At 38.3% G+C, this 14,778-nt stretch carries 15 protein-coding genes and 1 tRNA gene; 8 read left to right on the top strand and 8 right to left on the bottom strand.

The genetic code is table 11. The annotated features are described in order from the left end of the window. Positions 1-139 precede the first annotated feature (139 nt). Positions 140-1,693, bottom strand: a complete 1,554-nt coding sequence (locus H3R28_RS06625; RefSeq protein ID WP_232351254.1) for a trypsin-like peptidase domain-containing protein — start codon at positions 1,691-1,693, stop codon at positions 140-142. Positions 1,694-1,782: 89 nt separating this feature from the next. Next, the gene (locus tag H3R28_RS06620; RefSeq protein ID WP_155567400.1) at positions 1,783-2,214 is read right to left on the bottom strand and encodes a nucleoside deaminase; all 432 of its coding nucleotides are present in this window, start codon (positions 2,212-2,214) and stop codon (positions 1,783-1,785) included. A 234-nt stretch (positions 2,215-2,448) separates the two neighbouring features. Here H3R28_RS06620 and H3R28_RS06615 point away from each other — a divergent pair, with 234 nt between their 5' ends. From H3R28_RS06615 to H3R28_RS06595, 5 genes are all read left to right on the top strand, one after another. Continuing rightward, on the top strand, positions 2,449-3,150 hold the full coding sequence (locus H3R28_RS06615; RefSeq protein WP_198210323.1) for a gamma-glutamyl-gamma-aminobutyrate hydrolase family protein: 702 nt from the start codon (positions 2,449-2,451) through the stop codon (positions 3,148-3,150). Next, on the top strand, positions 3,131-3,907 hold the full coding sequence (locus H3R28_RS06610) for a pseudouridine synthase (protein WP_198210322.1): 777 nt from the start codon (positions 3,131-3,133) through the stop codon (positions 3,905-3,907). Before H3R28_RS06615 ends, H3R28_RS06610 begins: the two co-directional genes overlap by 20 nt. Positions 3,908-3,911: 4 nt before the next feature. Then, positions 3,912-4,469 carry a 16S rRNA (guanine(966)-N(2))-methyltransferase RsmD gene (rsmD, locus tag H3R28_RS06605; protein ID WP_198210321.1) on the top strand — a complete coding sequence of 186 codons (558 nt, stop codon included), beginning with the start codon at positions 3,912-3,914 and terminating at the stop codon, positions 4,467-4,469. A gap of 70 nt (positions 4,470-4,539) precedes the next feature. After that, positions 4,540-7,224, top strand: coding sequence for a DNA translocase FtsK (locus H3R28_RS06600; RefSeq protein WP_370552830.1), 2,685 nt, complete (start codon positions 4,540-4,542; stop codon positions 7,222-7,224). A gap of 17 nt (positions 7,225-7,241) precedes the next feature. Further along, positions 7,242-7,907, top strand: a complete 666-nt coding sequence (locus H3R28_RS06595; protein ID WP_232351253.1) for an RluA family pseudouridine synthase — start codon at positions 7,242-7,244, stop codon at positions 7,905-7,907. Between the two features lie 31 nt (positions 7,908-7,938). On the opposite strand, the gene rfbD is transcribed toward H3R28_RS06595, so the two are convergent. Genes rfbD through rfbB form a run of 4 tightly spaced genes read right to left on the bottom strand, consistent with a single transcriptional unit; the run spans position 7,939 to position 11,377 of the window. After that, positions 7,939-8,817 (bottom strand): dTDP-4-dehydrorhamnose reductase, encoded by an 879-nt coding sequence (gene rfbD / locus H3R28_RS06590; RefSeq protein WP_198210316.1) that lies wholly within the window; start codon positions 8,815-8,817, stop codon positions 7,939-7,941. Between the two features lie 12 nt (positions 8,818-8,829). Then, the gene (gene rfbC, locus H3R28_RS06585; RefSeq protein ID WP_122124137.1) at positions 8,830-9,390 is read right to left on the bottom strand and encodes a dTDP-4-dehydrorhamnose 3,5-epimerase; all 561 of its coding nucleotides are present in this window, start codon (positions 9,388-9,390) and stop codon (positions 8,830-8,832) included. Positions 9,391-9,419: 29 nt separating this feature from the next. After that, a complete protein-coding gene (rfbA, locus tag H3R28_RS06580; protein ID WP_155580988.1) occupies positions 9,420-10,325 on the bottom strand; it encodes a glucose-1-phosphate thymidylyltransferase RfbA in 906 nt (301 codons plus the stop codon). Next, positions 10,322-11,377 carry a dTDP-glucose 4,6-dehydratase gene (gene rfbB / locus H3R28_RS06575; RefSeq protein ID WP_155568600.1) on the bottom strand — a complete coding sequence of 352 codons (1,056 nt, stop codon included), beginning with the start codon at positions 11,375-11,377 and terminating at the stop codon, positions 10,322-10,324. Before rfbB ends, rfbA begins: the two co-directional genes overlap by 4 nt. A gap of 158 nt (positions 11,378-11,535) precedes the next feature. Here rfbB and H3R28_RS06570 point away from each other — a divergent pair, with 158 nt between their 5' ends. Then, the gene (locus H3R28_RS06570) at positions 11,536-12,195 is read left to right on the top strand and encodes a histidine phosphatase family protein (RefSeq protein WP_122124140.1); all 660 of its coding nucleotides are present in this window, start codon (positions 11,536-11,538) and stop codon (positions 12,193-12,195) included. Positions 12,196-12,323: 128 nt separating this feature from the next. Then, positions 12,324-13,652, top strand: a complete 1,329-nt coding sequence (locus H3R28_RS06565; protein WP_110439134.1) for a lipopolysaccharide biosynthesis protein — start codon at positions 12,324-12,326, stop codon at positions 13,650-13,652. Positions 13,653-13,846: 194 nt separating this feature from the next. Here the strand turns inward: H3R28_RS06565 and H3R28_RS06560 are convergent. Next, positions 13,847-13,922: transfer RNA gene (locus H3R28_RS06560), tRNA-Lys, on the bottom strand. 77 nt (positions 13,923-13,999) lie between these two features. Then, entirely contained in the window at positions 14,000-14,473 is a 474-nt protein-coding gene (gene moaC, locus H3R28_RS06555) for a cyclic pyranopterin monophosphate synthase MoaC (RefSeq protein WP_198210314.1), read from the bottom strand. A 56-nt stretch (positions 14,474-14,529) separates the two neighbouring features. Here moaC and H3R28_RS06550 point away from each other — a divergent pair, with 56 nt between their 5' ends. Beyond that, on the top strand, positions 14,530-14,778 hold the full coding sequence (locus H3R28_RS06550; RefSeq protein ID WP_155566062.1) for a MoaD/ThiS family protein: 249 nt from the start codon (positions 14,530-14,532) through the stop codon (positions 14,776-14,778).

Here is a 14,778-nt window from a genome sequence, read left to right as displayed (position 1 = left end):
CCTTTATATAAATAATTAACTTTTTTGGAAGTTGTTTATAAATTATTAATATAAACAATTTCTAAAAAGTGTTTTTTTTGCTTTATAAATAAGAAACAACACTTTGCGATTACTTTTGACTTACTGATAATCATGCGATTTAATCATTATCTCCGAGTGTGACAGCGATAAATATGGACTGGCCATCTCTTAAAATCCTCAATAAAACAGTTTTGTCTGTTTTTAGAGATGAACTAATCAACCGGTTCGCCATTTCCGGTTTATCAACATCTTGGTTATTAACGGATACAATGACATCACCGTTCTGCAATCCGGCATGATCAGCTGGAGAATCGTTTTTAATCGAGGTAACAATTACCCCCTTGATTTTTTCATCAATACCAGCCTGTTGCCTTATTTCAGGGGTTAATAATGATAAGGAGACACCTAAACTGCCAGGAGCAGGAGCTGGTGTTTTTTTACTCTTGGTATCCTCGTTTAGATTACCTACCTGAACCTTTACAACTTTCCGCGTGCCATTTCGCAAAATATTCAAATCAATCATTGTATTGGGAGTAATAGCCGCAACCTGATTGGCAAGATCCCTCGGATTTTCAACCTTTTTATCATTCAAAGAAAGAATGACGTCCCCAACCTTCAATTGGGCCTTTTCAGCAGGACTATTGTTTGCAACAGATGCAATCAAAACCCCTTTTGGTGGAATACCATGCTCAGAGGGAGGCAATTTTAACATTTTCACCATTGAAGGTGTGATCATCTGGCCCATAACCCCTAAATAACCACGGGTAACATGTCCTGTCTTTTCCAATTGAGTAACGACATTTTTCACCGTATTTGATGGAATGGCAAACCCGATACCGATTGACCCTCCTGAAGGAGATAAAATTGCTGTATTAACACCGATAACCTTACCATCTTGAGAAAAAAGAGGCCCTCCCGAATTTCCACGATTGATTGGAGCATCAACCTGGATAAAGGAATCGTAAGGAGTATCACCGATATCCCTTCCCCGGGCAGATACAATCCCTGCGGTAACGGTACCCCCCAAACCATATGGATCTCCAACTGCAATTACCCATTCACCAGGTTCAATACCATTTGAATCTCCAAGCTGGATAAATGGCAAAGGTTTTTCAGACTGGATTTTTAACAACGCCAAATCTGTTTTTGAATCCCTTCCAATAATTTTTGCCTGATATTTCGCACCAGTTTCCAGGGCAATCGTTATTTTCTTCGCCCCTTTAACAACATGATTATTGGTTACGATATAACCATCAGGCGAAATGATAAATCCTGATCCACGTGCCTCAGCCACCTGCTTGGGCATTTGTTGTGGAAACATGGGAAAGGGGAAAGGAAAAGGAAAAGGATTCATATTATCATCGCCATTGGGAAATCCATTTCCCATCATTGAATCATCATTGTCTCCGACAACAACCCGTGAAGTAATGGATACAACAGCAGGTTTGACCTGTTTGACCAAATTTACAAAATTAGGCAGATTTTGCGTTGAGGTTACCGGCTTGATCGCATCAGAATGATCCTTTAACAAATCTGTTGCCTGGGCTGAATTATAACCTGTGACTGCACTGCCCAATACTAAAGAAGCCAATAAACCCTGTTTAATTTTTTTTCCACAAACATGATTTATAAGCTCTAGAACCATTTGCTTTTTTTTAGAATATTTATCCATAAAATCCCTCGTAATTTCTTTATTTTTACATAAAATTAATTATTTAAGAAATAATATGATGATCAATTATGGCAAAAATTAAAAATTTTTTACCGTAAATTCATAAAAAAATTTCTTAATAATTTTTGACAGGCATGCTCCCGAACACCTCCAATTATTTCAGGATGATACATCGTTTGCTGGTGTGAAAATATACGCGCCCCGTGCTCTATTCCCCCACCTTTTGAATCATATGCTCCAAATACAATTCTTGCGATCCGAGCATGCATTGCAGCAGCGGCACACATAGGACAGGGTTCTAATGTAACGACCAGACTATATCCCATAAGCCGTTTACTCTTGACTTTTAGACAAGCTTTTTTCAAAACGATCATTTCGGCATGCGCCAAAGGATTTTGATGAGCCTCTACCTGATTAAAAGCCTGCGCAACAATCTTGTTTTCCGGTGATAAAACAAGCGCTCCAACCGGAATCTCTCCCTGCTGATATGCTTTCCTCGCAAGATGCAGAGCCTGATCCATTCTCCAGTAAGATTGTTTAGGATACAATGATATCATACCTTAAAATTAATACATGTTATAATTCTATAGTAAATTTTAAATATAGAATATGTCATCTAAATCACCAATTCTTTCAATTAGAAGAACTATTTTCATCTTTAATTAAAAGATACTTTGACAAAAATATCTTTTTCTTATTAAAAACGTCTATCCAATATATTCCCCCTTAACATTCACCACCTCCATGATTCTTGTATGACAAATTCTTCTTTACCCTTGATTGGCATCACGCTGGATAGTAGTACAATTCCCTTTACAGATAATCACAACATTTGTTCCTATATTCTGGACAGAAACTTAAAAACAAGTGTTCTTGAGGCAGGTGGAATTCCGTTGGGTATTTTTCCAGTCAATCAAAAGAATTTATCAATGATTCTTGACAAAATGGATGGGCTTGTCCTTTATAAAAATAAATTTTCCAACTCTTCAAAAAATCATGATCCCTTTGAACAAAATCTTCTTCAATATGCTTGGGAAAAAAACATTCCCATTCTGGCTATTGCAGGTGGTGCCTGTCACATGACCTTTTTTCTCCAAGGGGAATTATATAAAAATATTCAAACGGAATTGCCTGAAAGCCTTCCCCATATTCAAATAAATTCTCCCTATCAAGGAAGTCACTGCATTCAACTTCAGCCAAAAAGCTGTTTATATTCTTTAACCAAGCGAACAAAATGGATGGTAAATTCTTTTCATCAATCTGGAATAAAATCTGCAGGAAAAGGGATCCCAAGTGCCCTTGCCGAAGATAACACTATCGAAGCAATTGAAGATCCTTCAAGGTTTTTTTTTGTTGGTGTACAATGGCATCCTGAATTTGCTGTTGATTATACTGATCGCAAATTATTTTCAGCACTAATTGCCAAGGCCAGAACCTATGCCCAAAACAGATCCTGATTCTCCCAATCTCTCATTTTCAAAAGGAGAACGCATTGCCAAATGGCTTGCACGTGCAGGTGTGGCATCCAGAAGAGATGCTGAGAAACTGGTTTCGGAAGGTAAAGTCTTTATTAACCAACAGCAAATCACCCAACCCGCCACCTTTGTCTCGAATAATGACAATGTCTATGTTAATGGAAAACTCATTGCTTATCCAGAACATTCTCGTTTGTGGCGATATCACAAACCTGTTGGCCTGATAACCACCCACAAAGACCCAGAGGGACGACCCACTGTTTTCGGTGCACTCCCGCCCAACATGCCGCGTGTTATCAGTGTAGGTAGATTGGATTTAAATAGTGAAGGCCTTCTACTACTCACCAACGATGGCTCCCTAGCAAGGCAGCTGGAACTTCCCTCCAATCACTGGGTGCGTCGGTATCGGGTCCGGGTATTTGGTCATATCGTACAAGCAAAACTGGATCAGCTAAAATATGGCATTACAGTTGAAGGAATACACTATTCCCCAATCATTGCCAAAATCGATTCACAAAAAGGAATGAATGCTTGGCTTACAGTTTCATTACAGGAAGGTCGTAACCGGGAAATCAGACGTGTTATGCAACATTTTGATTTACAAGTTAATCGTCTAATCCGAATTGCCTATGGACCTTTCCAGCTAGGTTCATTACCAAAAAATAGCCTTGATGAGGTTTCGGGAAAAGTCATTAGAGAACAAACGGGTAAACACATACCTTTATCCAGAAATAAATAGATACATGCGAATTATTGCCGGTAAATATAAGGGTACACATTTGTACCCCCCTGCTGGTCTGGAAACCCGTCCAACGGCCGATCGTGTAAGACAAACATTATTTGACATGCTTATACATGCAGAATGGGGAGGACAATATTTTTTGCAGGACAGCCTTGTTCTCGATGCTTTTGCCGGAACGGGTGCCTTGGGTATTGAAGCTTTGTCCAGGGGGGCAAGAAAAGGTTTTTTTTGTGAAAAAAATAAATCAACTCGTCAGGTTTTAGAAAAAAACTTGACCCGTTGTCATTGCCATTTGAATAGTGTAATTTACAGTGATTATCAGGCCCTGCCAATAACTGAACACCCCTGCAACCTGGTTTTCTTGGATCCCCCATATCGAAAAAACCTTATACCTTATACACTCCAGACGCTAGAAAATAAAAATTGGCTTTCCACCCGATCCATTATCATTACAGAAATTGCACAAGATGAAAATCTTATGCTAAATGATAATTATCATATGTTAGCTGAACGAAATTTCAAAAATACATACCTAAAATTTTGGGTAAAAAGAAAATAACCAAGGGTATATTTCAGTTTTATAACCCTATAAAAATAAATAAACCCCTGTAAGGATTTGGATAATTACTGTGCCTAACCAGAATAAAATTGGAAAAAACACGACTTCAAAATTTCAATCTTCATTCAGTAAAAGGCTGATACAGGCAAGCGGCTGGATTCTATGGATATTTGCCTTGTTACTTATGCTGGCATTGATCAGTTACAATCCTTATGACCCTTCATTCAATACCTCGTCAAACCAGCCTCCCAGCAACTTGCTCGGTTATATTGGATCCCATTTGTCAGATATCTTAATTCAATGGGTTGGAATAGCCAGTTTTTTCCCAGTGCTCGTTTTTATTGCATGGGGTTGGCGCATCATACGGTTTCAATATTTAAAAGGAATAATTATCCGTTTTATAGCCATGATTATTGCCATACCAGTCATGGCTGCGCTAATTGTGGCAACCATCCTGCTATTTTCAGGCAACAAAGTTCCTACGCTTGTTATTCCACCTGGATTGGGGGGATCAATTGGTTACGTGATCGCGAGAACATCTTTGATAGCGGCTCAGGATACACTTGGCATTATGGGAAGAATCTTGATCTGGGTTTTAAGCGCCATATTTTGTTTGCTGTTAATCCCTCTAACAATGGGATTGTCAAAACAGGAATGGAAAAAAATCATAGGTTTTTTCAAAAAGATCTTTCAATTCTTCTATTATACTTTACTCAGGAAATCTAAACCTGCCGAACCAGAAACTGATCATTATATCAATAATTCTTATAATGTCCCTTTACGGACCTACAACCATTCGCCTTTTAAATCCAATCCAGATATCCTGAAGGAAGAACAAACCTATACCCCTCCCGCCTATCAGGATTCTGTCAGGGAAACAACCCATGCCATTCAGCCTTATGCAAAAAAACAGAAACCCTCTTCACTGGCACCAGACAACACACCTATTTTCAACCCGGAGGACGATCAGGAAGATGCCCAGAATAATTATCGGCCGGCATCGCAGTCCTTGATAACAAAGCAAGAAACAACAGTATCCACCACAGTTAATAAAAACGAACAACCTCTGAGAGAATTAACAAAACCCACCGAATCAATAGAATATGGAGACACCCGGCAACCTGACAAACCTTATGAAAAAAGGGAAACTACGCCCATAAAAAATAAAGGTATTTTTTCCCTGCTCCATAAACCTCTTAAGGAACACTTTGTATCTTCCAATAATGCATCTGAATCTCACCCTCCCTCATTTGAAGAACAATCAGGAAACGGTTGGTCTTTTCCTTCCCTTTCCCTGTTAAAACCCAATTTAAATCACGAAAGCAATAAACCTACACCTGAAATGCTTCATGCCAATGCTCGCATGCTGGAAACCATTTTGGATGATTACGGGGTAAAAGGCACTATAGGTAATATTCTACATGGCCCAGTAGTAACTTTATATGAATTGGAACCGGCTCCAGGTATCCGGTCTGCTCGTGTCATTGGCCTGTCCGATGATATCGCCCGCTCTCTTTCCGTTATATCAGTGCGCATTGCCACAGTTCCAGGCAGAAATATCATCGGGATTGAGGTTCCCAATAATATTCGTGAAATTGTATATTTTTCCGAACTGCTTAATACAGAAAACTGGTACAGAAATTCTGCACGTTTATGTCTGGCTTTGGGGAAAAACATTTTTGGTGAGCCAATTTATGCAAATCTTGCAAAAATGCCACATCTATTAATTGCTGGAACCACCGGTTCAGGGAAATCAGTGGGCGTTAATGCCATGATTCTATCCTTATTATATCGCCTGTCTCCTGATGAATGCCGTTTAATCCTAATTGATCCAAAAATGCTAGAGCTTTCTGTATATGAAGGTATTCCCCATCTTTTGACCCCTGTTGTCACAGATCCACACAAAGCCTTGTCTGCCTTGAAATGGGCGGTAAGGGAGATGGAAAGACGTTATCGTCTTATGTCCCAGCTTGGAGTCAGGAATATTGATGGTTATAACCAGCGCATAACCAATGCAAAAAATCAAAGCAAGGTCATGACAAGACGCATACAAACAGGCTTTGATCCTGAAACTGGTAAACCAACATTTGAGGAACAGCAAATTCCCCTTGAACATTTTCCCTATATCGTTATCGTCATTGATGAAATGGCTGATCTCATGATGGTGGCCGGCAAAGATATCGAAGCTGCCGTTCAACGTCTTGCGCAAATGGCTCGAGCTGCCGGAATACATGTTATCATGGCAACACAGCGTCCTTCCGTTGATGTAATTACCGGGACTATTAAGGCCAATTTCCCCACTCGTATCTCTTTTCAGGTAATCAGCAAATTTGACAGCCGAACTATTCTTGGTGAACAAGGAGCCGAACAATTATTGGGACAGGGAGACATGTTATTCATGCAGGCGGGTGGACGTATTGAACGCATTCATGGTCCCTTTGTCTCTGATGAAGAAGTTGAACGGGTTGTTCAGCATTTACGCACGCAGGGTGAACCGATTTATGTTGAAGATGTTACCGTTGACCCTGTGGAAGATAATAATGGACGTTCAGGCGGTAATAATGATGAATTATATAACCAGGCAATCAATCTTGTTTTAAGAGAGGGAAAGGCTTCCACCTCATTTATTCAACGTCATTTATCCATCGGGTATAATCGAGCAGCCAAAATTATTGAACAAATGGAAAAAGAACGGATTGTCAGTCCTGCCAACCATGTTGGTAAACGTGAGATCCTTATTAAAAGATCAGAATAAGGGGAAGATTCTTTACCTTGCTTCCTTTTAGAATTCTTTATCAAGATAACTATTATATTATCATTGACAAACCTGCTGGAATGCCTGTGTATTCGAGCGATAAAAATGATTCCATTCCCTCTGTCGAAAATTTTTTTCCCCTGTTATCAAGACGAAAGGAAGGGCCATGGCTAGTGCACCGTTTAGACCAAGATACAGCTGGATGTTTATTAATAGCCCTACGCAAGCAAGCCCTAATCAAGGCCCAAGCCTGTTTTGCGCAACATAAAGTAAATAAAGTCTATTGGGCCATTGTTCAGGGTAGACCGAAAAAATATTCCGGTATCATTACATCCCCCCTTTTAAAAATAACACAAAAGGGCCAATGGAAAATGATACAAGATAATAAGGGTCAGAATGCACTGACAAAATGGAAATTTTTGAAAGGCGATAATGCTTGCAGTTTAATTGAGCTTAATTTACAAACGGGTAGAACCCATCAGGCCAGAGCCCATTGTTCCATTATGGGACATCCAATTATCGGTGATACAATATATGGTGCCAAGAAATATTCATCCATTCCATTATCATTATTGAGTCGAACCCTAACGCTTCAATTGGAAACAGCCATTTCTGCTACGGCTCAGCCACCACAACATATGCTACATTACATAAATAAATTCAGCATATATAAAAAGTCTTAACCCTCAAGATCAAGACTTTTATATTTAAATTCTATGTCGAGAAAATTTTTTTAATGACATTATCAACACTTTTATGCCAATCTGGTAACCGTATGGCAAAAGTTTTATAAAGCTTGTCCGTATTCAACCTTGAATCCTGCGGTCTTTTTGCAGGAGTTGGCCAATCTTCAGTTTTTATAGAAGTAATGGAAGGCATTTTTTGTCCATAACGCTCTGCCTGTTTCAATGCATATACAGCCAAATCATACCAAGTCGCATCACCCGTTCCAACAGCATGATAAATACCGCTCCAATTATCCTGCCATTTTTGACCGACAATCCGATCTGCTATTTTCATAATCGTCCAAGCCAAATCATCAGAACAGGTTGGATTTCCCTTCTGATCCCCTACAACACGAAGCGCTGGATTTTTGGCTCCCGCATTAATGATAGTACGAACAAAATTTTTTCCGTGTTCCGAATAAACCCAAGCTGTCCTCAATATAATTGCATGAGGATGAGCCTGTAAAATAGCCTTCTCTCCTGCAACCTTACTTGCCCCATATACTGTTTCGGGAGAAATTGGATCCGTTTCAACATAAGGAGTCCCCTTTTCACCAGAAAATACATAATCTGTTGAAATATGAATCATGGGAATATTACATCCTGCACATAATTCAGCTAAATAGGCAGGCCCATCGCTATTGACCAAATAGGCTTCATCTCGATGATCCTCTGCCGCGTCAACAGCCGTCCATGCTGCCGTATTTACAACAAGGTCAGGTCTATCTTGCTCAAAAACTCCGCAAATCGTATTATGTTGTGTAAAATCAAACTGTGGACGGCCGATGAACTTTAAGCGTTTATCATGCAAATTCCGTAAAGATTCTGCCAATTGTCCATTTTTCCCGCCAATTACTAGAATTGTCACCAGTTTATCCTTTTATGAATATGAAAACCAATTCTTTGCTGCTGAAAATGATGGATTTTGCATATCTTTTTCTGATAAAATCGCATCATTTCCAGCGATTGGCCATTCAATGCCAATTTCTTTACAATTCCATAAAACAGCACGCTCACTGGCTTTATTATATAAATTTGTACATTTATATTGTACCATAACGTTTTCTGTTAACGTACAAAAACCATGTAAAAATCCTGGTGGTATCCACAATTGAGACCAATTGTCAGCTGATAATTCCGCAGCAACCCATTTCCCATATGTCGGAGAACCCGTTCGCGCATCAATAGCCACATCCCAAATCGAACCTTGCGTACATCTTACCAACTTCCCTTGTTCATAAGGGCCCAACTGACAATGCAAACCCCTCACAACACCTTTCTGAACAGAAAGGCTTTGATTATCCTGCACAAAAGGCAAATCAATCCCGACTTCTTTTAATCGCTGTGCATTATAGGTTTCTGAAAAAAATCCACGATTATCCTGAAAGCGAGGAGGTGTTATCAATAATACTTCTGAAATGGCTAATTTTTCTATTTTCATGACAAATATTTCTTACTTTTAATAATTAATTACTTTTGATTAAAACCTTCGTTTGCAACATCCATCAACATTCTCCCAAGGTCTGTTTTATTCAATTTTTTTGCAATTGTACGTAATTGCTCCGCATTAATAAATCCTCTATGGTAGGCCACCTCAGCAGGAGATCCCACCAAAATCCCTTGTCTTGCCTGAATCATTTGCACAAAATTTCCCGCCTGCATCAAACTGGCGGGAATACCGGCATCCAACCAAGCACAACCCCGACCCAGACGCTCTACATGTAAATTGTCATTTTCAAAATAAATTTTATTTAAATCCGTGATTTCATATTCACCACGTGCTGATGGTTTAATTTTTTTTGCATATTCTGTAACCCTTGAATCATAAAAATACAGTCCTGTCACAGCCCAGTTTGAAGGAGGATCTTTCGGTTTCTCTACAATCTGGGTTACCTTGCCATTTTCATCGAATGTCACAACACCATACCGTTCAGGATCACTAACCTGATAACTGAATATCGTTGCACCGGATTTTCGTTGAACCGCCTTTTGCAACAACTGACTTAAATGTGAAGCAAAGATCAAGTTATCCCCCAGCACCAAAGCACAAGGGGAAGCATCCAACCACTCTTCAGCTAAAACAAAGGCTTGTGCAATACCTTCAGGTTTGGGTTGAACACAATAGTCAAACTTCATTCCAATATCAGAACCGTTTCCCAATAATCTTTTGATTTGTGGTATATCATGAGGGGTAGAGATAATCATGATTTCCCGAATACCTGCCAGCATTAATGTTGTCAGCGGATAATAAATCATGGGTTTGTCATATATAGGCAATAGCTGTTTACTGGAAACAGCTGTCAAAGGATATAACCTTGTACCTGATCCACCAGCCAGTAATATACCCTTTATTGATTTTTCATGCTGATTTGTCATTGTTTTATTCCCAACCGTTGTCCAGCATAATGTTTTTGACGAATATTCTTCCACCAATCCTCATGATTCAAATACCATTGAATCGTTTTACGAATTCCTTCTTCAAAATTGTGTTTTGCTTTCCATTTTAATTCGGTTTGGGCATGGACTGGATTTATTTCATATCTAAAATCATGACCTGGACGATCCGTTACAAAATGAATCAACCGCTCGTATTTTCCCTGAGGATCAGGCTTCAGTTCATCAAGAATATGACAAATTGTTTGCACAACCTCCAGATTAGTTCTGGGTTGTTGGGCACCAATTGCATAAGTTTCTCCCGGAATTCCAAGCTCTATAGCTTTTACAAGCGCTTCAGCATGATCTTCAACATACAGCCAGTCTCTTATATTATCTCCCTTACCATAAACTGGTAGAGCCTTGCCTTCCAAGGCATTGATAATCATTAACGGGATTAACTTTTCTGGAAAATGCCAAATGCCATAATTATTTGTTGTGTTTGTCACAAAAGTTGGAAGTCCATATGTATGAAACCAAGCCCTAACCAGATGATCTGAAGCTGCTTTTGAAGCAGAATAAGGACTGCGCGGATCATAGGGAGTTTGTTCTGTAAATGGGGGATCTCCAGACTGTAAAGCACCAAAAACTTCATCTGTTGAAATGTGATGGAAACGGAATTTTCTTTGTCTATCTACTGACATTGCTCTCCAATATTCATAAGCAGCCTGTAATAAACAATATGTTCCATGAATATTGGTCCGAATAAACACTTCTGGCCCATCAATCGAACGATCTACATGAGATTCTGCAGCCAGGTGCATTACTGCATCAGGCTTGAATTGATTAAATATTTTTTTTAATGAAATAAAATCAGTAATATCAGTTTTGCAAAAAGAATACCGGCTATTTCCGGCTATTTCTGCCACATTATCAAGAGAAGCCGAATACGTTAGGATATCGATATTAACCACTTCATGCTGCGTATTTTTTATAAGATGTCGAATCACAGCTGAACCAATAAAACCACATCCTCCAGTGACTAAAATCAACATTATTAATGTACCTTAAATAATTTTTTTGTATTTTATATTATAAATTTATTGAATATCTTCAAAATATCTTAAAAATTTATAATAATTAAATCAAACCAATTTGCAATTTATGATATAAATACCCATATTTTTTGACTATATAAAGTATATCATTGCTTATGTCTAACAATAATTTTAGTTTCATAGACCATCCTGATTCTATTGGTGATACGACACGTTTCTGGTTTATTCGTCATGCAATTGTTAATGAAAAGGACCGTTCTTATCTTTATGGCACTAAAGATGTTCCAATCTGTCCTACACATTTAAAAAAACAACAAACATACTATCAGTTTCTGGCCAAGAAATTACCCAAGACACAACTTTGGTTCATTACCAGCCTGTCCCGTACAAGAGATACGGCCTTACAAATTCAAAAGGCGGGTTATGGATCTGAGAATTTACAAATCGAAAATGCTTTTCTGGAACAGAATCTTGGAGCCTGGCAGGGTCTATCACATGTTACAGTTGAAAAACACCGAAAATTTTCTGCGCATCCTTTTTGGCCCTTCTCAGCCGAAGAAACTCCACCCAAAGGTGAAAACATGAATGATGTCCATCAAAGAGTCAGTTGCAAAATGGAGGAATTTAGCAGAATATACACAAATAAAGATATTATTGTCATATCTCATGGCGGGGCTATTCGGGCTGCCCTTGCCTATGCCTCAAAAATCCCGGTTAATTCAGCATTATCCTTTGCCATTTATAACCTTTCCATTACTCTGATAGAAAAAACACGTGAACATTGGCATATTATTACGGTAAATGATATGATTTAGCCTTTTATTTTTCTAAAAAAAATTACTATATATTTTAACTTAAAAAAAATTGCTAAGGCATTATCTCTTTAATGCCCTGAAAAACTGAAAATAACAAAATCTGTTTACTTGAAACTATGGAATAAAGAGTGCCAAAGAATAAAATCCCTTCCTACAGAGGCAGTTTAAGGCGGTCAGGATATAACGTATTAAAATTATTAAGCGGAAAGATCATCAATGTTCCTCTTGGTTTAGCCCAAATTTATTTAACAACCCGACTCATTGGCGATAAAGGATACGGTTTTCTGGTTCTTATATACGCTTTTGGCCAGCTTGTGGGCGATGTGGCAGAATTTCAATCATGGCAGACTGTCTTGCATTACGGTCTTAAACCCTATCAAAATAAAGATCTTCCCCTTTTTCAACGAGTGTTGCGATTTTCTTTTTTACTTGATGCATGCAGTGCTACCTTTGCCTTGGTCGTCAGTGTTCTGATTGCCATAAATTTCAGCAATATTTTGGGGTGGCCACCTGAATGGCATTATCTGGGTATCATTTTCAGTTTTTCTGTTTTATTTACGACAAGTGCAACAGCCAATGGCGTTTTATTATTATTGAACCGTTATGATTTACTGGCCATTCAAGGGACAACAACAACAACAGTTCGGTTCTTGGGCATCGCTTTTCTTACCCTTATTCATGGTGGTATGTTGGGAGCAGTTATTGTCTGGACTTTTGCCACTTTCATGAATTTCATTACTATTTTGGTCACCGCTTTGTACCAACTTTACAAGCAAGGTTTTTTAAAAGGATTTTTCAATCGTATTAATGATGGGCTTACCAAAGATTTACCCGGGATATGGAAATTTGCCTGGAATACCAATATAAACATGACTTTTTCCCTTGTTTCCGCCCATATAACCGCTCAAATTATTGGAAGTATGCTTGGTACTGTTCAAAATGCACGCTATTCGATTGCCAATAAAATTTCAGAAGCGATTGCAAAACCTGTCATTATGCTACAATCTACATTATATCCAGAAATGACCCGCTCATGGCAGGGCAGCAAACCATCGCACCTTTATAAAATGGCCTTGCAAATCACTCTTTTAACCGGCGGTATCATTTCCGTTATTTTTCTCATTCTACCTTATATTGCACCATATATCATTTCATTATTACTTCATAAATCCACCACACCTGAAACCCTTCATTTACTATATTGGTTGGCTGGTGCAAAAGCAGTTATCCTATGGGGGATTTCTTTGGAACCCATTTTAATCACAACAGGAAATACCAAAGGGGCATCCATTTCTCGTGGAATAAACAGTTTCATTTATATACCAATGTTGATTATTTTTATTCAAAAATGGGGGATACAGGGGATTGGACCAGCCACCCTAATTTCATCTGTATTACTGGTTATTTCCCAAATCCTTTTTGTTATAAAATATAAAAAGAAAACTATAACACAATAATAAATCCTGCATTATTATGAATAATATTCTTATTAAATATTATAATATTGTTTAATGCTCATTAATTTTTTTATTATTTAAATAACCAAAATTCAAAAACATGAATTTTAAGCTCATAATATGGGGCTTTTAACTTAAAAATGCATATTTCTCAACATTATATTTGATAAATAAAAATTTCTGTATCAAGAAAATGGTGGGCGCACAAGGGTTCGAACCTTGGGCCCGCTGATTAAGAGTCAGCTGCTCTACCAACTGAGCTATGCGCCCCACACAGAACTTTTATCAAGAAGTGATCAAAAATACAAGATGAATTCAGTAATTAGACTGAACTTTCCTTATAAAATTTAAAAATTAAATTCGCCGCTTTTCCCACCTTTTTTAGAAACAAGATGAATATTATGCATGACCATTCTTTTATCTACCGCTTTAAGCATATCATAAACAGTTAACAATCCGACAGAAACCCCTGTCAACGCTTCCATTTCAACTCCTGTTTTGCCCTCTGTGTCAACAGTAACCCGCATATGCACAATATGTTTGCGTTCATCCAATTCAAATTCCACTTTTAGATGATTTAGCGATAATGGATGACATAAAGGGATCAAATTTGAAGTCTGTTTGCTGCCCTGTATGGCGGCAATTCTTGCTATACCTAATATGTCACCCTTATGACTGTTTCCTTTTTTCAAAAGTTCAAAAGCTTCCTGAGACATCTGGATTGACCCCCCAGCCATGGCAGTTCTTTTCGAAATTTTCTTATTTGCGACATCAACCATGTGAGCTTGCCCAGACTCATCAAAATGCGTCAATTTACTCATGATATTCTTCCTATATTAATCTTTAAACTCATTCTAGCAGATGCTATATATATAATATGATAAAAATCCGTTATTTTGGTTTTCTTAAAGATATTTTACAAATTGAAGAGGAAGAAATTACCTGGGACAAAGGTAATTCACAAGATTTACTCAATTTTTTAAGAAGCCGCAATGCCTCTTGGTCGGACGCCTTGGCAGAAGAAAACATTTTCCGCCTGGCCATTAATCAACGCATTATCTATCAACCCACTCCCCTTCATCCTGATGATGAAGTTGCCATTCTACCTCCTGTTACAGGAGGTTGA

Origin of the sequence: Commensalibacter sp. M0268 (assembly GCF_016101925.1) — a bacterium.
Classification (GTDB): Bacteria; Pseudomonadota; Alphaproteobacteria; order Acetobacterales; family Acetobacteraceae; genus Commensalibacter; species Commensalibacter melissae.
Note: the sequence above shows the minus strand (reverse complement) of the source record. Positions and strands in the feature narration are given on the sequence as shown.